16 protein-coding genes are annotated in these 18,690 nt (G+C 66.7%); 12 read left to right on the top strand and 4 right to left on the bottom strand.

Features of this window, described 5'->3' with window-relative positions; genetic code table 11:
* The first annotated feature begins 26 nt into the window (after positions 1-26).
* The 10 genes from OHB12_RS16465 to OHB12_RS16420 all read left to right on the top strand — a co-directional run bounded on the left by OHB12_RS16465 (position 27) and on the right by OHB12_RS16420 (position 9,278).
* Positions 27-269 (top strand): hypothetical protein, encoded by a 243-nt coding sequence (locus tag OHB12_RS16465; RefSeq protein ID WP_327120489.1) that lies wholly within the window; start codon positions 27-29, stop codon positions 267-269.
* Between the two features lie 50 nt (positions 270-319).
* Entirely contained in the window at positions 320-1,717 is a 1,398-nt protein-coding gene (locus OHB12_RS16460) for a cation:proton antiporter (RefSeq protein WP_327120487.1), read from the top strand.
* Between the two features lie 683 nt (positions 1,718-2,400).
* The gene (locus OHB12_RS16455) at positions 2,401-3,672 is read left to right on the top strand and encodes a cytochrome P450 (RefSeq protein WP_327120485.1); all 1,272 of its coding nucleotides are present in this window, start codon (positions 2,401-2,403) and stop codon (positions 3,670-3,672) included.
* Between the two features lie 160 nt (positions 3,673-3,832).
* Positions 3,833-4,501: a hypothetical protein gene (locus OHB12_RS16450; RefSeq protein ID WP_327120483.1), complete on the top strand. Its 669-nt coding sequence runs from the start codon at positions 3,833-3,835 to the stop codon at positions 4,499-4,501.
* Between the two features lie 136 nt (positions 4,502-4,637).
* Positions 4,638-5,309, top strand: a complete 672-nt coding sequence (locus tag OHB12_RS16445; RefSeq protein ID WP_327120481.1) for a YcnI family copper-binding membrane protein — start codon at positions 4,638-4,640, stop codon at positions 5,307-5,309.
* An 88-nt stretch (positions 5,310-5,397) separates the two neighbouring features.
* Positions 5,398-6,009: a hypothetical protein gene (locus tag OHB12_RS16440; RefSeq protein WP_327120479.1), complete on the top strand. Its 612-nt coding sequence runs from the start codon at positions 5,398-5,400 to the stop codon at positions 6,007-6,009.
* 362 nt (positions 6,010-6,371) lie between these two features.
* Positions 6,372-7,019, top strand: a complete 648-nt coding sequence (sigC, locus tag OHB12_RS16435; RefSeq protein WP_327120477.1) for an RNA polymerase sigma factor SigC — start codon at positions 6,372-6,374, stop codon at positions 7,017-7,019.
* Positions 7,019-7,654, top strand: coding sequence for an ABC transporter ATP-binding protein (locus OHB12_RS16430; protein ID WP_327120475.1), 636 nt, complete (start codon positions 7,019-7,021; stop codon positions 7,652-7,654). The genes sigC and OHB12_RS16430 overlap by 1 nt, the downstream gene beginning before the upstream one ends.
* Positions 7,651-8,493, top strand: a complete 843-nt coding sequence (locus OHB12_RS16425; protein WP_327120473.1) for a metal ABC transporter permease — start codon at positions 7,651-7,653, stop codon at positions 8,491-8,493. The genes OHB12_RS16430 and OHB12_RS16425 overlap by 4 nt, the downstream gene beginning before the upstream one ends.
* Positions 8,494-8,525: 32 nt before the next feature.
* A complete protein-coding gene (locus OHB12_RS16420) occupies positions 8,526-9,278 on the top strand; it encodes a metal ABC transporter solute-binding protein, Zn/Mn family (RefSeq protein WP_327120471.1) in 753 nt (250 codons plus the stop codon).
* A 52-nt stretch (positions 9,279-9,330) separates the two neighbouring features.
* On the opposite strand, the gene OHB12_RS16415 is transcribed toward OHB12_RS16420, so the two are convergent.
* On the bottom strand, positions 9,331-10,968 hold the full coding sequence (locus OHB12_RS16415) for a class I adenylate-forming enzyme family protein (protein ID WP_327120469.1): 1,638 nt from the start codon (positions 10,966-10,968) through the stop codon (positions 9,331-9,333).
* On the bottom strand, positions 10,965-12,764 hold the full coding sequence (locus OHB12_RS16410) for a CoA transferase (RefSeq protein ID WP_327120467.1): 1,800 nt from the start codon (positions 12,762-12,764) through the stop codon (positions 10,965-10,967). The genes OHB12_RS16415 and OHB12_RS16410 overlap by 4 nt, the downstream gene beginning before the upstream one ends.
* 123 nt (positions 12,765-12,887) lie before the next feature.
* On the opposite strand from OHB12_RS16410, the gene OHB12_RS16405 reads away from it, so the two are divergent.
* On the top strand, positions 12,888-14,063 hold the full coding sequence (locus OHB12_RS16405; protein ID WP_327120465.1) for an acyl-CoA dehydrogenase family protein: 1,176 nt from the start codon (positions 12,888-12,890) through the stop codon (positions 14,061-14,063).
* A gap of 7 nt (positions 14,064-14,070) precedes the next feature.
* Here OHB12_RS16405 and OHB12_RS16400 read toward each other — a convergent pair whose 3' ends face one another.
* Together OHB12_RS16400 and OHB12_RS16395 are read right to left on the bottom strand one after the other, a co-directional pair.
* Positions 14,071-15,195 carry a hypothetical protein gene (locus OHB12_RS16400; RefSeq protein WP_327120463.1) on the bottom strand — a complete coding sequence of 375 codons (1,125 nt, stop codon included), beginning with the start codon at positions 15,193-15,195 and terminating at the stop codon, positions 14,071-14,073.
* Positions 15,196-15,252: 57 nt separating this feature from the next.
* Positions 15,253-16,473 (bottom strand): MFS transporter, encoded by a 1,221-nt coding sequence (locus OHB12_RS16395; protein WP_327120461.1) that lies wholly within the window; start codon positions 16,471-16,473, stop codon positions 15,253-15,255.
* A 222-nt stretch (positions 16,474-16,695) separates the two neighbouring features.
* On the opposite strand from OHB12_RS16395, the gene OHB12_RS16390 reads away from it, so the two are divergent.
* Positions 16,696-18,654, top strand: coding sequence for a cytochrome c oxidase assembly protein (locus OHB12_RS16390; protein WP_327120459.1), 1,959 nt, complete (start codon positions 16,696-16,698; stop codon positions 18,652-18,654).
* Positions 18,655-18,690: the final 36 nt, after the last annotated feature.

Below are 18,690 nucleotides of genomic sequence, written 5' to 3'. Positions count from 1 at the left end.
AGAACAATTGCACGGAGCTGGCGGCTGTGACGATCACACGATCCGTCCCCGAACCACCGGGCGATTCCCCGGCCGGTGGTTCGGGCTTCCGGACGAACATAGACGAGATCAGGCGATTCGGCCATCCGCTCACCAGGATGCTGGCCGGCGACGGGTTCACAATGCCGACACTCGAGGCGATACTCGGCACCGAGCTCCAGGTGCGGGTGCTTCGCCAAGACGCGGTCGAGGCCGGGCGGCTATCCATCACCATGCTGCGGGCCGCCTGATCTATTTCTTTCGTGTCACATGCCAGCCTGCTCGACGGAGGGGAGCTGCGATGCCATCGCTCCTGGAAATCACCACTCACCTGTTCCTACAACTGGCGGTCATTCTGCTGACATATCGATTGTTCTGGCCGCTGCTGCGGCGATTGGGGCAGGTTCAGGTGGTGGCCGTCATGGTCGCCGGATTCCTGCTCGGGCCATCGGTGTTCGGCTGGGCGTGGCCGCACGCCCAGCAGTGGCTGTTCCCGCTCGAGCTGGAGGTGGGCGGTGAGCCCATCATGCATCCGAACCTGACAGCGATCTATGTGGTCGGGCAGCTGGGGCTGATCCTGTACATGTTCCTGGTCGGTTCGTCGTTCAAGCTGGATATTCTCGGCTCGCATCTGCGGCAGGCCGGTGCGACCTCGGCGGTCGGTGTCGTGGTGCCGATGGTGCTCGGCGCATGTGTCGGCTGGTGGATGGTAGGCCAGGGCCGGTACTTCACCGATAAGATGACGAATTGGCAAGGGGCGCTGTTCCTTGCGGCCGCGGTGGCGGTGACCGCGTTCCCGATTCTGGCGTGGATCGTCTACGACTCCGGGCTGCTGAAGACGCGGTTGGGCACCATGTCGCTGGCGTGCGCGGCCGTCGACGACGCGTGCGCGTGGATTCTGCTGGCCGTTGTCGTGGCCACCGCGAAGGACAGCATGGGCGGTGCGTTCCTCGCTGCCGGTGGCGGATCGGCCTACGTGCTGTTCATGACGCTGATCGGACGGCGGCTGCTGGCCAGGCTCACCACCTGGCGGCCACACAGCGGTGACAACGAACGCACGGGCGGACTCGCGGTCGGGCCGCTGGTCGTTGTGCTGGTGGTCGTGCTGCTGGCCGCGAGTTTCACCGATTTCGTCGGTATCCACTCGGTGCTGGGTGCGTTCATCGCGGGTCTGTGCATGCCGCGCGGTGCGTTGCTGGAGCAGATCCGGGAACGTTTGGATCCGTTGGTCGCCTACCTCCTGCTGCCCGCGTACTTCATCTACACCGGTCTCAACACCCAACTGAGCCTCGTCTTCGATCCCGCCGTGCTCGCGGTGACCGCGCTCGTGCTGCTGGTGTCGTTCGCGAGCAAGTTCGGCGCCGTCGGCCTGGTCGCCCGGTCGCAGGGTATGGGCTGGCGGGAAGCGGGTGCGATGGGCGCGCTCGCCAACGCGCGCGGGCTGATGGAGTTGGTGCTGTTGAACATTGGTTTGTCCGCCGGATTGATCACCGCCGAGCTGTACACGATCCTCGCGATCATGACACTGGTGACCACCTTTGTGGCCACGCCGCTGCAGCGAATGTTCGAACGCAGCGCATGGAAGAACGGGATGGTGTTCGGGCCGAACGGGGAGGAGCCCAAGGAAACAGGCACGCTGTTCCGGCCCGGCGGCGGACCCCACCGCAGCGGCGACCCGACGCAGTCCGCCACGGCCTGAACCGGTGGATTCGGACCCGAATGCGTCCGCCTCCAGCGGAAAGGTCGTGGCCGAGACAGCCCGGTCGACGATCGCGGTGAACGACCGCCCGGCCAGTGTGGCCGCTACCGCTATCGCCAGCACTAGTCAACGTCGTCGCATTGTTGCTAGCGTGGGGCCCAGCCGCCAGGTTCTGGACGACAGGCCATGGGAGGCTGCAGTTTTCAAACCCGGTCAACGACGAGGGAGCTGATGAATCAAGATGCCGCCATGGTGTTTTCATGGTTCTGGCCCCTCACAACGCTGATCGCCATGGCGGTCTCGGTCTGCGGTGCACCACGCGAAACAGCAACGGGCGCGCACCGACGCGCCGGAACACGAGCGTGGGGCCTACGAGGAACCTCTTGAGCCGTTCGAGGGAGCGCTGCCGTCGATGCCGAGGCGATCATGCTTCGCGGCGCCGGTGAACGTGGGGCGATGCCTTGGGTTCTCGGACCGCAGTGTGTTGTATTCGTTTGCTGTCAACCAGTTCGAGGATGCCAAGCGTTTTGCGCCATTCGGAGCACGTGAATTGTTCGATCCGGCACCCGGCACGCCAATGGCCTCACTCGACGCACGTGATCGAGGCGCATGTTTGCGCCCACTGAAAACGCTCATCGAATCCATCGTCTGGAGTCATGTCTTTGACCACACCACAGTTCCCAATGTCCTTGCCGCACACCACCGCGACCGGAATTCGCCCCGTGCCGCACGGATCATCCATCGAGACCGATGACCCCCGAGTCTTGCTGTATACGCCGGAGTTCGTCGCTGACCCGCATCACGCCTACCGCGAGATGCGGCGCAGGTACGGCTCGCTGGTTCCGATCGAGTTGGCACCGGGTGTGCCGGCCACGCTGGTGATCAGCCACGCGACCGCGGTGCGAATCCTCAACGACCCCACCCACTTTCCGGCTGATCCACGAATCTGGCAGAAGACCGTTCCTGAGGACTGTCCCGTTCGGCCGATGATGGCGTGGTTTCCGGCCGCGCGGTACAACGACGGACGTGTGCATGCTCGCTATCGGCAGGCATCCGTCGCGAGCATCGACGGGATCGATGTGCATGCCCTGCATCCCACCGTCGAGGCAATCGCCGTCCCGCTGATCAATACTTTCTGCGAGGCCGGTTCCGCCGACTTGGTCACCCAGTACGCGTTTCCGCTCGTCCTCGAAGTCCTCAACCGGATGGTCGGCTGCCCCGCCGAACTCGGGCAGCGGGTCGCGAACGGAATGGCCGCGCGCTTCGATACGGTCAAGAGCGCCCAGGGCATGCAGATGCTCAAAGAGGCTCTGATGGAGCTGATTCGGCTCAAGCGCGCCCAGCCCGGCGACGACGCCACCTCGCGACTGGCGCATCACCCGGTCGAGCTCGACGACATGGAAATATTCGCCCAACTGATGAGCTTTTACGGTGCCGGCTTCGAAGCACAGCGCAATCTGATCACGAATGCACTGCTGCTGATGATCACCGACGACCGGTTCCGGTTCGGCGATGTACTCGGTAGGAACCTGTCGACCGTCTCCGCGCTCGACGAGGTTTTGTTCAACGACCCGCCCATGGCGAACTTCTGCACGACATACCCGCGGCAGCCGATAATGATCGACGGTATCTGGTTGCCCGCGGACCAGCCGGTCCTCATCAGTCTTGCCGCCTGCAACAACGACCCCCAGATCCGCGGGAACGACGGCCCCGTCGGGAGCAGCCTCGGCAATCGCTCGCATCTGGCGTGGAGCTCTGGGCCGCACTCCTGCCCGGCCAAATCCGTCGCGTACCTGACTGTGCAGTACGCCATCGATCAACTGCTCGATGCCCTCCCCGAGATACAGCTTGCCGTGCCTGCGGACCAGGTGGTCTGGCGGCCGGGTCCTTTCCACCGGGCTATGGCGGCATTGCCGGTCGTCTTCCCCGAGACCCCACCGTTGATCATCGCGTAGGGAGGCTGCCGGTGGGTGCGCACATTGTGCACTGCTGTTCGGCCGGTCATAGATGTGTCGTGCATCACGGCAGTTTCGGGAACTGTCGCGAGCGCATCCGCGACCTGTTGTCGGCGGTGAATTCACGCTGCCCACAACGAAATCGGGAGTAGAGACAACAATGATGTTCCGTAAAGGTGCCGCGGTCGCGGCGATGGTTATCTCGGCTTTGAGTATCTCGGCGGGAACCGCGGCGGCGGATCCCGTCCAAGACACTCCGGATGTCCATTTCCAGGCGAATGTCGTCGACCGTTCGGTTGTCCTCACCATGGATGCCGGCGCTTTGACCGTCAGCGACAACCATCTGCGGTTTCTCGACCGGAACGGAGCGTCCGTCGCGACACTGCCGCTGACCTACGTCCGCAGCGGTAACGCGATGCCGATCGCAGCACAACTCGACGGCGACACCGTCACTCTCACCCCGAGCACCGACCCCGCAGACGCGAGTCCCGTCAGCGGATCGACAGCCCAAGAGATCGACGCGCTGTCCCACCCGAACTACAACGCGGCCCTCGGCAACTTCAGCATGTCGATGATGGCGGCCGCGACCGTTGGCAGCTTGCTCGGCAGCGCGATCGGAGGCGGCATCGGCTGCGTAGCCGGGGGCGTCGTCGGCGGAGCCACCGGCGGGGTGGTGTCGATCGGCCTGCTCGCGATTCCCGCCGCGATCGGAGGCTGCCTCGTCACCGGTGCGGCACTGGCCGCCATCGGCGCTGTCGCAGGCACCGTCATTGTCGGCATCCCTGCACTGATCGCCGCAGGTACGCAATTCTGGAACGACACCCACTGAGCACCAGATAGGCCTCGAGGTCGTGGCCGGCGACCCGAGCTACCGAATATGCACGGTTCAGGGTTTGTGGTGGCATATCGTCGTCGGCGAGCATCTGTTGCGTTCGTTTTCTCACCGCGAAGGAGAGGTCTCGGCGATGAACAGTTCTTGGATCGCGCGTACCGCATCGGCGTGCGCCGCCGCGGCCATTGCGGCGACTGTGGTGGCTGTGGCGGCTGCGCCAGCATTCGGGCACGTCACCGTCTCAGGGCTGAATGCCTCTCGCGGAGGGTCGGCCGTCCTGGTGTTCCGGGTACCGAACGAATCGGCGACCGGAAGTCCCACTGTCGAAGTTGCGGTGCAGATTTCTGGTGTTACTGCCGCGGACACGGAGGCGGTGCCGGGCTGGAAAGCGGTGGTACGGAAAGACTCCGGACGAAATGTCACCGATATCACCTGGACGGCGAATTCCGGCGGCGGAATCGGGCCGAGCCAGTTCGGGCAGTTCTCCGTGCTCGCCAACGGGCTGCCCGATATCGAGAAGCTGACGATGCCCGCGGTGCAGACTTACGCTGACGGTCAGGTTGTGCGCTGGGACCAGGAGCCGGCCGGCGATGAATCCGAGCCGGAGCGCCCTGCTCCGTCTTTGGTCTTGGCGGCAAAACAATCCGGTGGAGTCAACAATCACGGCGACATCCAACCGGCGGCGTCGAATTCCGGCTCGTCGAGCGATACCACCGCTCGCTGGCTCGGCGCCATCGGCATTGTGTTGGGCGGGCTGGGCCTGATCGCCGCACTCGGCCTGCGGGCAGTTCGTCGCAAGTCGTAACCGCGTGGCGCTTCGGGCGTCTAGGGAGCCCGCCATCCGGTGACGAATCCGTGGTCGTGACCGAAACCCGGCGGGACGGTGTCGACGTGTGAGTGTCATGATGGACGGCGCTATGAACAGTGTGCCCGTGCCCCGAAACGCGCGGACGGCACGTGCACTCTTGTTCGCGGGGATCGGAGTGTCCCTTTCGGCGCTGGGCCACGCGGCGACGGCGGGGCACAGCGTGCCGTTGTCGGCGCTGGTTCTGGCGTTCGCCGCCACCGGTTCGGTGGCGTGGGCGCTGGCCGACCGTCAGCGCGGCTTCTCGGCCATCGGCGGTGGGCTGGCGGTGATGCAAGCCGTCCTCCACCTCTGGTTCGGTGTCGCGTCGATATCGAGTGAACACGATTCCTCGCATGGGGCTGCGGCCGAATCGCCTGTCGTGCACGGCGGACCGGGCACGATGGTTGCCGCGCATGCCGCGGCTGCGATGGTGTGCGCGGTGTGGTTGTGGCGCGGGGAGGTTGTCCTGTTCGCGCTTCTGGCGGCGCTGTACGCACGGACTTTGGCGCCTCTGCTTCTGGTTCTCGTCCATTCGTCGGTGGACAGCAATCCGCGAATCCCGGTGCAGATCGACCATCGGACAGCGATTCCTCGTGCAGGCGTGCTGCGTCATGTGATGGCGCGGCGTGGGCCGCCGGTGGCCGCAGTTCGGTTCTGAGAGTTCGCCACCGGAGGCAGACACGCCTGTGCTGCCGTGGCGCGGACGCTGCCTGCCCGATCGTCTGTCGGCGTCACCCAGCGACCCGTATGCCAGTGGCGGACGTAGCCGCTCTTCTTTTCGATGCTCGCGAGCGAGCCGATAAAGACAGCCGGCGGCTTTTCTTGTCCAGCGGTTGTCGGGCCCGCACTGCGCTGGTATGCGCACTGCGCACGTCCGACTGCCGGTCTATTCGACACCGCCGCGCTGTGGTGTCGCGAGCCGAGATTGTGCGAAATGTATTCTCTATCCCCTTTTCCTCGAATGCTTCGAAGCGCCGGGCGCTTTTCGGTATGTCGGATGTGTCGATGTGGAGGTCGCTCATGTCCGACGAACAATTGACCGCGCTGGCATTGTCGGCCGGTGCAGGTGACCGAAATGCGTTGGAAGACTTCATTCGATCGACCCAGCGTGATGTGTGGCGTTTCGTCGCTCACCTCACCGATGTCCAGTCCGCCGACGACCTGACCCAGGAGACGTTCCTGCGGGCCATGGGTAGTCTGCCGCGTTTCGCCGGGAGATCGACGGCGCGCACTTGGCTGTTGTCGATCGCTCGTCGCGTTGTCGTCGACCGGTTCCGCAACGTGGCCGCACGTCCGAAGAGCGCGCACGTGCCCGATTGGTCGCAGACCCTCGACCAGCGTCCCGATCGGCGCGCACCGGACTTCTCCGAGGAGGTCGCACTGAATGACCTGCTGTGCGGCCTGCCGCAGGATCGACGGGAGGCGTTCGTCCTGACCCAGGTACTGGGCATGTCCTATGCGGAGGCGGCGCAGACAGTGGGTTGTCCGGTCGGCACGATCCGCTCGCGGGTGGCCCGCGCCCGCGAAACCCTTGTCGCGGTGGTGAAAGGGATCGAGGTATCGGGACGGGAGGGTGACTATTCCGGGGAACCGATCGAGGCGGCTGTGCGACTACTCCCCGGGACACCGCTCGGCGCGCGCGTGGCGACCCATAAGGAGGTGGGGTGATGGTGGGGCTGGATCTGCGGTTGACGGAGGTGTCGTGCCGGCACGGGCGCGTGGACGTGGTCAGCGAAGTCGACCTCGAGGTTACCTGCGGCCAGCGAGTCGCATTGACCGGCACGAACGGTTCCGGCAAGACAACTCTGCTGCGCGCGGTGATCGGTCTGCACACGGCCGTGCACGGCGAGATCGCCATCGGCGGCCGTGGTGGCCGCGCGACGGCGGACTATTCGTGGCGTCGTCGGGTATGCGCGTGGATTCCGCAGCGACCTGCGGCGGGCCGTTTTCCGCTGCTGGCCGGTGAGCTCTTGGCCAGCAGTGGCGACGCTCGGCACGCGCAAGCGATGGCGACGCGGTTGGGTGTCGGCGGGTTGCTGACGCGACCACTCGACACGCTCTCGGGAGGGCAGCTGCAGCGCATGCATCTCGCCCGTGCGGTCGGGTGTGTCGCGGCAGGCGCAGGGATCGTCCTGGCCGACGAACCCACGGCCGCACTCGATTTCGCGGGCCAGGAGGAAGCCGCCGAGGTGCTCGCGGAGTTGCCTGTCACCCTCATCGTGGTTACCCATGACCGGGCGCTGGCACGTCGCTGTGACCGCGTGTTGGAGATGGCCGCAGGCCGGTTGCGGGAGGTGTCGTGAACGGGCCTGCGCAAGTGGCCGATCTGCTCGGGATGGCGTCGGTGCAGCGCGCCGGGGTGGCGTTGCTGTTCGGCTCGGTCGGGCTGCCGGTGATCGGTGTCGCGATCGTGGGGCTGGACATCATTCCGGTCCGGTTCGCGATGATGCACGTCGCGCTGCTCGGTGCCGCGGTCGGGATGTTGACCGGTGTGGATCCGGCGCTGTGCGGGCTGATCGCGTGCGCGGTCGCGGGGGCTGCGATCAGCCCACTGGCACGGACACCGGAGACCTTGTCCGGCGCGATGGGTTTGCTGATGAGTTCGGCCGTTGCCGCAGCACTTCTGGTGTTGGCGGTGGCGGGAGTGAACGCCTCGGCGGCCTTTTCGCTGCTCTGGGGTTCCATTCTCGCGGTCCGTGTTCAGGACGTGGTTGTGTTGGCTGTGTTGGCGGTGGCGGTGCCCGCGCTGTTCTGGTGGCGGAGGCGGGATCTCGCGCTGCTGCTGCATGATCGCGAACTGGCGTTGGTCGCCGGTGTGGCGGTGCGGCGGCTCACCCTGGTCCTGCTCGTTTTGATCGCGGTAGCGGTGGCCGGAGCGATTCGGCTCACCGGTGCGCTTCTGGTCGATGCGCTCACGCTGCTGCCCGCCTTGACTGCTCGCCGACTGGGGAACTCGCTGACCCCGATCCTCTTCTGGGCCATCGGTATCGGCATTGCCGTGAATCTCGTCGGATTTCTGCTGGCGCTGGCCTTCGACCTTCCCCCCGGGCCGGTTCTGGTCCTCACCGCGGGGGCAGTCGCCTTCGCGGCTCATCTGATCCCTGAACGGAGAAACATCCCATGGCGCGCTTCCGACCATTGACCGCCGGTATCACGGTGACGACGAGCGTGGTCGTGGCAGCAAGTGTCCTGCTCGGCGGATGTTCGAGTTCCGCGAGCGAGCACACCCACGACCACGGACACGCCCATCCGAGGGTCGTGGCCACCACCACCTGGGAGGCCGCGTTCGCCAAAGCCGCAGGCGCCGAAGAGGTGAAAGTCATCGTGCCACCGTCGGTACATCATGCCCCCGACTACGATCCCAAGCCCTCCGACCTGACCGCCGTGGCAGAGGCGGACTTCGTGCTCTACGCGCCGTTCGAACCGTTCGCAGCCAAGATCGAGGAAGCCGCGGGATCGAAGGCCGAACTGATCGAAGTCGACCTCGACAATTCCGCGGAGAAAGTGAAAGCCCAGGTGCAGGCGCTCGGCCAGCGTTTCGGCACCAGTGCGGCGGCGCAGGCATGGACCGCGACGTTCAGCACCGAGTACGAGAAACTCAGCGGCGACGTCCGGTCGGCGTGGCCCGGTGGCACGCAGCCGACCGCTGTCGCCCAGGTCTTTTCGACCTGGGCTGCCGACCTGGCCGGTGCGCGGATTCTGGGCACGTACGGCCCCGAAGCGGTCACTCCCGGTCAGTTGGTCGAGCTCGCGGCGAAGAAACCGCAGTTCGTGCTCGACAACGCGCACATGTCCACCGGAACTGTCCTTCCGGACGCCGACGTCAAGCAGGTGCCGATCGTGAACTATCCCAGCCAGGATGAGGATCTTCTGTCCGTCTACCGGGACGCCGCGACCACGCTGAAGAAGGCGTTGTCCGGAGCCTGACCGCCAAGGATGGTAGCGGGGCAGTTGGGAAAACAGCTGCCCCGCGGCATCTTCAGCGCACGGACGCAGTCAGCTTTGCTTGCAGAACCGCTCGGTCTGGTTTACCGGCTGGTGTCAACGGTAGGGCGTCGAGCAGCAGGAGCGACTCGGGATGTTTGCCACGCTCCATGCCGTTGGCCGCCAAGTGAGCACACAGCCGCTCGAGGTCGGGCACGCTGCCCGGCCGTGGAACGACACAGGCGGCCAGACGTTCACCAAGCACCTCGTGCGGGACACCGATACACGTCACATCGCGGACATCGGGATGCGTGGCGAGCACGCGCTCCACCTCGGCGGGGCTGATGTTCGCGCCACCGCGGATGACGATCTCCTTGAGCCGCCCGACCACATGCAAGCGGCCTGCGGGGTCGAGAACGCCGAGATCGCCGGTGCGTACCCATCCGTCGCTGGTGCGGTAGCGCGCGTCCAGCTGTGGGTCCCCGACGTAGCACAGTGGCGTCATCGGACCACGGGCGACTATTTCTCCGGTTTGGCCCGGCGCCGCGATCTGTCCGGTGTCGACCCGATCGATTCGGATCTGCGCGACGTGCGGGTCCGGTCGCCCGACCAGAACTCCGGAAGTGGTTGTCTCCGTGTCGATATCGGCGATGTCGGTGTGGCAGTTCACGCCGTCGGCCGAACCGTAGAGGTTCACCACCGAGCATCCGAAAGCTCGCTGTGCCTCCTGGGCGGTGGTGGCGTCGAGTTGCGAACCACCCAGGATCAGCGCCGTCAGCGACGAGGTGTCCGTCTGCGCCGCGCCATGCTCCAGCATCATCCGAACCATGGTCGGGACTCCGAGCACGTGGGTCGGACGATGTCGTTCGATGGCTGCCAACGCTTCCAGCGGCGCGAAATGGTCGAGCAGAATCAGCGCGCCCCCATGCCTGGCCAGCGTGACGGCCGTGCCGTTGCTGCCGAATGCCGTGGCGAGGGGCACGAGGAACAGGCTGTATGGCGGGCGGCCGTTGGTCAAGAGCGAGGCCATGAAGTTGCCGCGGCCGCCGGCGAGCGCGTTGTGGGAGTAGGCGACCATTTTCGGCTCCGACTCCGACCCGGAGGAGACCAGAATGCGAGCCGCCGCGTCCGGATCGGGGCGAGCGGGCACGAAGTCCTGCCCTTCACCACGGAACAGTCCGGCGAACGACACACAGCGATCCGGTACCGGATCGGCGCCGACCGCGGCGACGAAACGCAACATCGGCAGCCGGCCGAGCAACTGCGCGAGATCGGCGGCATGGGTGTGTCCGCGGAACTCTGCGGCGGCCAGCACACCCACGGCCTGGGCGCGCCGCAGCAGCGACTCTGCCTCCCGCATGCCACGACCGGCTGGGAATGGCAATGCGACTGCGCCCAATGCCGCCACAGCGAGGTCCGTGATCACGGCCGCGCGACAGTTGGCGAGCTGAACGCCGACGACATCGCCGGCACCGATCCCTTGGGCAGCGAGCCCCGCGGCCAGCTGCCGTGCCATGGTGTCCAGTTGCGCATAGGACACCGCGCCTTCGCTGTCCGACAACGCCGTCCGGTGCGGGTCCTGACAGCGGCGTGCCCGGAACAGCGAATACAGGTCCAAGTCGGGGTAGCTGCCGTCGGCAGCCCAGGATCTGCGCAGCCTGCGGGGGACCAGATCGTGTAACGCGACGCTCATCGGAACCTCCACGGTGACGCCACCGCGACGGCGCCGTGCTCGTCGCGGGTCATGGCACCCGCGAAGCGGGGATCGGTGGGCAGGGCGGTGAGATCGGTTGTCACCGCGGTGGTGACGATGCCCCGATCACGAAGCATCGCGACGGCGTCGTCGGTGGACAGTGCACGAACCTGTGCGGCGTGCTCGGCAGCGGCTGCGGCATGGTCATCGACCGGTGTGAGTAGTCCGTCGGCGGTCGGCAATGGGTGACGGAACCCGGCGGGGCGGCGCGGAGCGCGACCATCGCGGGCCTGGTTCAGAGCTGGTGCGGTGAGCAGCTGCGCGGCGGCAAGTAGCGAGGATTCGACACGGACACCCCGGCCGCTGCGCTCGCGTGCCAGCAGTCCCGCGAGAATCGCCTCCGCGCCCAGCATGCCGCCGAGCACATCCAGCAGCGTCATCAGCGACGGTACCGGCGGTTCGTCGACCGGGCGGGCCGCCTCCCCGACCGCGGTCCTGGCCTGCACCATGAAGTCGGTGCCCATCGGCGCACCGGTGACCCGGCCCGCCCAGCCGCTGGTGTAGGCGTACACCAGGCCGGGATTGGCCGCCGACAGCGTATCTGCGTCGAGTCCGAGTTGCTCAGCCTTGCCCGGCGCCCAGTTGTGCAAGAACACGTCAGCGTCGGTGGCCAACTCGCACAGCCGTTTTCGGTCAGCGGGGGACTTGATGTCGATTTCCACCGCGTCCTTGCCCCGGTTGAGGGCCAGCCAGCGTGCGGAGATGTCCGAGCAGGTGGGCGGCATGCCTCGCAGTGGATCGCCACCCGGGGGCTCGATACGCACGACGGTCGCGCCGAGCAACCCTAATAGATGCGCGGCCAGCGGAGCCTGCACTCGACGCCCGGCTTCCAACACGGTGAATCCGGCGAGCGGGTGTTCGGTGCTACATCGTCCGCGTCTCGTCGCGGTCGCGGGATTCGCCGAACCCAGGGTCAACCCCCACGGCAGCGTGGATTCCGCGCCGTGGTGCAGTTCCTCGGCTCGCTCGGTGAGCGTATGCAACCGGCAGACGTCAGCGCCGGACTCGACCGCAGCTGCCTGCACCTGCGCCCACGTGCGGGTCATGGCGGTGTGGTGCAACTCGCCGGGAATCGGGGCACACGCGGTGGCGTAGCGGAACTGAAAGGGCCGCCAGCCTTTTCCCACTGCGTCCATCGGCGCTCGCATGACACGCCAGAAGTCTGCCCACACCGCGACGTCGAGCGCTTCGAGCTCGAATCGAATGCCGTCGGCTGTGGTGAACGGTGGGCCACCGGGCGCGAGCGGGCCGGCTTCGTCGTCGTCCGCGCATGCCGCGGCGAGATACTGCGAGATGCTCAACAGCGCCACGCGATCGAGCGAGACATCCGCCGAGGCAACTGAATTGCCCCGCGCACGGCCGATGAGTGCGGCCAGCACGCCCTGAGCGCCGAGCACACCGGCTGCGGTCGAGATGTAGTCGACGGCCAGTCCCCGTGGCGCCGCGTCACGGCGTCCATGCACGAACATCAGCCCCGCTGCCGCCTGCGTGGTCGCCTCGTCACACACCTCGCTGTCGGCGCCGCTCCAAGACAGGTGAGTCTCCACCGTCGCGCCGTCGGTGCCGGTGCGGTTTACCACGCCGAGATCGCCCTCGGAAGGTTCAGCGCCGAGCAGCCGCAGATGCTGCGTCGCAATCGAGACCGGTCCCGGTGGGCCGCCGGTGCGAAACCGCACCCCCTGTAATGGTTTCGTCGTCAGTTGATTGTCGGAGGTCCGTGTAGTGCCGAGTGTCATGGCTCCCCTTTTCGAACAGAGTGACCGCCGCGGGAACTCAGTGGCGATCGCCTCCGACCACTCCCACGGACAACAGCAGTCGGAGCGCGGGGACATCGAGTTCCCGGCAGACGAGGAGAAGCCATGGGCTCGTTCGCATCTCACACCCGCGTGCCGGCCGCTGCCGCGGCTTCCGTGTCGCTGCGGGAGCGGGTGGAATCCTTTGTGGCTGAACGAGTGATACCTGACGAAGCCCGCCTCGACGCAGGAGGCGCCGCCGCCGAGACCGCACGGTCCGGGTTGGCCGCGGCCGCGCGCACGGCGGGGCTGTGGGCATTGCCGCTGCCGGTCGAGCTGGGCGGTCGAGGACTGCCTTTCGCCGAGTATGTGTGTTTGGCCGAAGCGGAAGGTGCCAGTGATCACGGCCCAACGGCGCTCGGATCGGCGTCACTGTTGGATGTCCGGATGCTGCAGCGCCATGCCGGCGAGCGGATTCGGGAGACTTACCTCGAGCGGCTGGTCTCCGGAGAACTCCATGCCGCCTACGCGATGACCGAACCCGACACACCGGGCACCGACCCGACCCTGACGGCGACTCGAGCGACTTCTGCTCCGGACGGGACGTGGACGGTGTCCGGCCGCAAGTGGTTCGTCAGCGGAGCCATGGACGCCGACCTGATCACTGTCCTGGCCCGAACCGACGGAGCGGCGCCCGACCGAGAAGGGCTCTCGTTGCTGCTGGTGCCCACCGACACTCCCGGCTTCCGGCTCGTGCGTGAGCTGCCGGTTCTCGGTGTCGGCGGCCAGTGGGAGATCGCTATGGACGAGGTCAGGCTGCCACAAGACCATCTCATCGGCGAGCGCGGGCGAGCGTTGCCGATCGCGAGGCAGCGACTGCAGCTCGGCCGGACGCTGCGCTGCCTACGCTGGCTCGGGCAGGCGCAGCGCGCCTATGAACTGATGTGCGCGCGAGCCAGGACGCGGACCCGGTCATCGGGAACGCTGGCCGAGCGGCAACTGGTTCAGCAGCATGTTTTCGAGTCGCTGCTGGCCATCCGAACCACCCGGCCCCTTGTGCACAAGGCGGCCGCACTCATCGACGCAGGCCATGACGCTCGCGTGGAATCCGGTTTGGCCAAGGTGGCCGCGGCTCGGACACTGCAGCAGGTGGCCGATTCCGCTGTGCAGGTGTACGGGGCTGCTGGGCTGGGTCCGGACACCGCGCTGCCCGGGCTGCTGCGGATGGGGCGGATGGCGCGCCTGCTCGATGGTCCGGATGAACTGCACATCGAGTCGGTGGCCAGGTCGGTGTTGCGCTGAGATCGCCTCAGGAATCGAAAGGAGTCACCAGCCCGGTCTGTATGGCCAGGGCCAAGGCGAAGAAGAAATCGCCCCAGATCAGTTCGTGTGTGGTGGCCAGCCCGCGATCGTAGTCGTAGCAGCCGCCCATCAACCTGCCTGTTGGTTCGGGCTCGCCGGGGCCGCTCAGATACCTCGTCGCAAGAAGCCGGATAATCTTGGTGGCCCTACTCCGAAATGCCGAGGAGAAGCGCGGAATTTGTTGCGCTGCGGCAAGTTTGAGCAAAGCCACCGCCTCGATCGCCGCGGCTGAGGTGTCCGCGGGCGCGTCGGCGTTGTCCTCGGCAGGCGGCACCAATGGCTGATCGGCCCCTGTCAGTGCCGCTGCGTCGAGCAGGTACCCGGGATCCAGATACCAAGACGCGTCGGCCAGTGCGAGCAGGAGCCAAGCTCGTCCGCGGCTCCACCCTGGCCGCGGTTGTGCGCAGGGAACCCAAGCGTCATCGGCCCAGGCCCACGCCGGAGTGCCGGCTTCTGCCGTGCGCCACCGGGTGAGGTGGGTGTTCAGATGCCGCTGGGCGGCGGACGAACTTGCCGGTTCCCTGCCTGTGGCCAGCAAGGGCACGACGCCGGGAACTCCGTCCACGCGGGCAACGAGGCGCGGGCCACCGAACGCTGAACCCCATGGCAGCAATCCGAGTTCATGATCGAAGTCTGCCAGGCACGCCCGTGCGGCCGTCTCGCGAAGCGCTGCCGCGGCGGTGTCGTTACCCGGGCCGGACGCCAGTGCCGTTCCATACCAAAGGATCAGACCTCGTGTGGAGGTGTCCGTATTCACCCAGGAAGCCAGTCGTGCCGTTGTTTCCGTAGCAGCCGACCGATCTGCGCGCTCGCCGCTACGTAAAGCGCGCAGCCACAGCAAACCGGCCCAGAAGCCGCCGGTCCAGGATCCCCGCGAAGTGGTCACCCATTCGCCCGACGTGCTGTCGGCATACAGCGGAAATCGTGTACCGACCGCGGCATGGGTGCCTGCTGCGCGCTCCAGGACGGTATCGAGCGCAGCGTGCGCCCAATCCTTCACGCTGCTGGACCACCGTGGATTTCGCACGGTCGCACGGACCGGCTCGGCGTCGCTGGTGTCGAGCGATGACAAAGCCGGCTCGCGCCGTAGAAGCCGCGGATTCGGTGCATCGTTGTCATGTAGGCGACGTCATGCAGGCGACCGATCTCCGGAGGCCCGATCGCGGAGTGCCCACAGCGCCGCGACCGTGGCCGCGACGACGAATTCCGCCGCGACGACCAGCCAGCCGCTGCTGTATCCGATCGACGGTACCGTGGCGCCGAAAAGCGGTGGCCCTGCCGCGAATCCAGCGAAAAACCCCGCGGAAACCAGCGCCGAGTTTCGTCCGGCGCGACCGGGAGCGGAGCGCTGGATCACCAGCACCATGGACACGGCGTTGCCCGCCATCCCGAAGATTCCCACCGCGATCACCGCGACCCACACCAATCCGTCGACCAGTGGGGCGGCAGCCAGCAGAAGAGCGGCAACTGCGGACCCGGCCGCCAACCCCGCGGGCAGTACCACTGCCGCACTTGGGTTTCCAGCGATACGGGCCCAGCCGATGCGTCCCGCGATGCCCGCTACGCCGAGCACGGCGACAAGTGTTCCGGCGGCAGCGGCGCCGAGCCCGAGCCTTCGTTCTCCGAACAGCGCGAGGTAGGTGTTGATCGACGCCATGGCTGCGCCGAGGAACACTGAGTACAGTGCCAGCCAGCGCACCACGCTGTCGGTACCTCGTTGCTGCTGCCCATCGTCGACGCCCGAGCCCTGAGGGCTTTGTCGCGGTGGGTCGGCGGGCAGCGTGCGCCACACCCACAGTGCGATCAGCAGCGCGATGCCCGCGGCCACCCACACTGCCGGACGCCAGCCCGCCGAAGCCGCCAGCGCGGTCAGCGGCAATCCGGCCGCGATGGCGCCGAGTTGAACACCGGACTGCTTCGTGCCGGTTACCCCTGCCCGGTCGGTCGGAGCGATCACCGCCACGATCGCTTTGTTCGTAGCGGGATTGGCCAATGCCTGCGGAATGCCACCCAGCGCCACAGCCAACAGCAGAATCGCATATCCGGGTGCTGCGGCGATCAGCCCGAGGGCGACCGCGACAATCTGCAGTAACGCAATCAGGCATCGTCGTGGACCCAGCAGATCCACCGCCCGACCGGCCAGCGGCGACAGCAGCGCCGCTGTCCCGAATCCCATCGTTGTCGTCAATCCCAATCTCGTAGTCGACATCCCGAGATCCGGCACAATCCGCGGGCCGAGGGCACCGAGCACGAACAACTGCAGCATCGAGAAAGCCATGGCCGCTGTCAGCACCCCGGTCACCGATACTGTTGTCAGCCGGTCCATCCGAACCGTCGGGCGTGTCTGCACTGCCGTCCTCCCAACCACGCCGCCCCGCAGCGGCCCTGAGTTCACGTAGTCGCGTGGCAGGCCGCTTCAGTTCCGCCTCCGCACCCGCATGGCCCGGTAGATCGCTCGTCCTCGACGTCGCTGCGAGCGGGAACTATTCGCTCGCCCGATCCGACAAATGCGCGGGAGCTATTTTCCCATTGGAGAGCAAGACTTTCTGTTCGAAGGTTGGGTGGAGCCACGGTGTACGCGAATCGCTGGGACGTCGGCTTCGTTCGGGTGGTCGCGGCGGTGGTGTCGTTCGTGCTCGTCGTCGGGGCGGTCCTCGCGATGGGTGAGTTTCCATATCACGCGGCCGGCACCGCCTATCCCGGGCTCGCGGACGCGCTGGGCTATGTGCTGTTGCGGACGGTGGCAGCACTCACAGGTGCGGTGACGCTCGGCGCCCTCGTCTACGCGGTGTGCTGCACGCAGGTCACCGCACCCGGGCGGATGACGGTCGACGGGTACGCGGGCCTGCGACTCGCCGAGCGCGCGGGCCTGGTCTGGCTGGTATCGGCGCTGGCGTTGATACCGGTGACGGCGGCGAATGTGGGCGGGCTGACCGTTTCCGCTCTGGTCCGTACCGGTGCGCTCGGTGCGCTGATCGATGCGAGCGAGAAACCGGACGCGTGGATCGTCGTCGCGGCGCTGGCCGCCGTGGTGAGCCTCGGCGCGCGGCTGACGTTGTCTTGGACGGGGGCCGCCGTGCTGACCATGCTCGCGGCGGTGGCCGTGCTGCCGCCCGCGATGGTCGGCAATGCGGGCGAAGGGCCGAACCACGACTACGGCACCGGCGCGATGATCCTCTTCCAGGTCGCCGTCTCGGTACTGCCAGGGCTGACCTGGTGCGTGGCAGATCACGTGCGGCGCGATGGATCGCACGTGCTCGTCGCGGTCCGGCGTGCGGCCGTCATCGGGGCGCTGTGCCTGGTGACCGCAGTACTCAGCGGGTTGGTGCTCACGATGGTGCTATTGCCGTGGTCCGCTGTGTTCACCACCGGGTACGGCAGGGCCGGTCTGGGCGCGGCGGCGGCGCTCGCCTCGACCGGGTGCACGCTGTGGTCGGCGTACCGAACGCGCGTGCCGCAAGCGCGGTCGGCTTTCGTAATCGCCTGTGGTGGGGCATTTTCCGCGGTAGCGCTCAGCGCGCTGGTAGTGATGGCCGTGCAACCCGCGCCCGCGTTCGTCGACCGGTCGTGCACAGCGCAAGAGGTGCTTCTCGGCTTCGATCTGCCCGATCGGCCCACCTTGTGGCGACTGATGACGCTGTGGCGCTTCGATCTCGTGCTCGGCACGGCGGCGCTCGCCGGAATCGTGGTGTATATCCTCGGCGTGCTGCGGCTGCGTCGCCGCGGCGACCACTGGTCACGGTGGCGGACCGCATCCTGGGTGGGCGGCTGTCTGGCTCTGCTGATCGCCACCTCCTCGGGCATCGGCACCTACGGCTTCGCGATGTTCAGCATGCACATGATCACGCACATGGCGCTCAATATGTTCGTTCCGGTGCTGCTCGTACTCGGCGCCCCGGTGACGCTGCTGCTGCGAGCCGTCCCGGCGGCCGGGCGCGGCGCGATGCACGGGCCACGTGAATGGGTGCTCGCGCTGTTGCACGCCAAGCCGACCGCCGTGCTGGCCTACCCGGGCACCGCGATCGCGCTGTTCGTGATCTCGCTGTACGGACTGTATTTCAGCCCGCTGTTCGAGAACCTGATCCGCTACCACTGGGGGCATGTGCTGATGAACGTGCACTTCCTGATCGTCGGCTACCTGTTCTACTGGGGCATCATCGGCATCGATCCCGGCCCGCGCAGACTGCCGCACCTGGGGCGGCTGGGCATGTTGTTCGTGGTAATGCCGTTCCACGCGTTCTTCGGCGTCGCCGTGATGTCGATGAATACTGTTGTCGGCCTGCGTTTCTACCGCAATCTGCAGTTGGAGTGGCCGATCGACCTTCTGGCCGACCAGCGCGTCGGCGGTGGCATCGCCTGGGTTTCCGGTGAGATCCCGATCCTGCTCGTAGTGGGCGCTCTGCTCACGCAGTGGGTGGCCCAGGATCGGCGCACCGCGACGCGCACCGACCGCAAGGACGACGAGTACGGCGACTCCGATCTGGCCGCCTACAACGCTATGCTCGACCAGCTGGCCCGTACCCGGCGCTGAGCTGCTACGAGTCATGCTGCGTCACAGCGGCTTTCG

It is taken from the genome of Nocardia sp. NBC_01730 (genome assembly GCF_035920445.1).
Lineage (GTDB): Bacteria > Actinomycetota > Actinomycetes > Mycobacteriales > Mycobacteriaceae > Nocardia.
This window is presented reverse-complemented; position numbering and strand designations above follow the sequence as displayed.

Coding starts and splice junctions, on each gene's coding strand:
- OHB12_RS16460 (WP_327120487.1), top strand. CDS start 320: ATGCCATCGCTCCTGGAAATCACCACTCACCTGTTCCTACAACTGGCG.
- OHB12_RS16455 (WP_327120485.1), top strand. CDS start 2,401: ATGTCCTTGCCGCACACCACCGCGACCGGAATTCGCCCCGTGCCGCAC.
- OHB12_RS16450 (WP_327120483.1), top strand. CDS start 3,833: ATGATGTTCCGTAAAGGTGCCGCGGTCGCGGCGATGGTTATCTCGGCT.
- OHB12_RS16445 (WP_327120481.1), top strand. CDS start 4,638: ATGAACAGTTCTTGGATCGCGCGTACCGCATCGGCGTGCGCCGCCGCG.
- sigC (WP_327120477.1), top strand. CDS start 6,372: ATGTCCGACGAACAATTGACCGCGCTGGCATTGTCGGCCGGTGCAGGT.
- OHB12_RS16430 (WP_327120475.1), top strand. CDS start 7,019: ATGGTGGGGCTGGATCTGCGGTTGACGGAGGTGTCGTGCCGGCACGGG.
- OHB12_RS16415 (WP_327120469.1), bottom strand. CDS start 10,968: ATGAGCGTCGCGTTACACGATCTGGTCCCCCGCAGGCTGCGCAGATCC.
- OHB12_RS16410 (WP_327120467.1), bottom strand. CDS start 12,764: ATGACACTCGGCACTACACGGACCTCCGACAATCAACTGACGACGAAA.
- OHB12_RS16405 (WP_327120465.1), top strand. CDS start 12,888: ATGGGCTCGTTCGCATCTCACACCCGCGTGCCGGCCGCTGCCGCGGCT.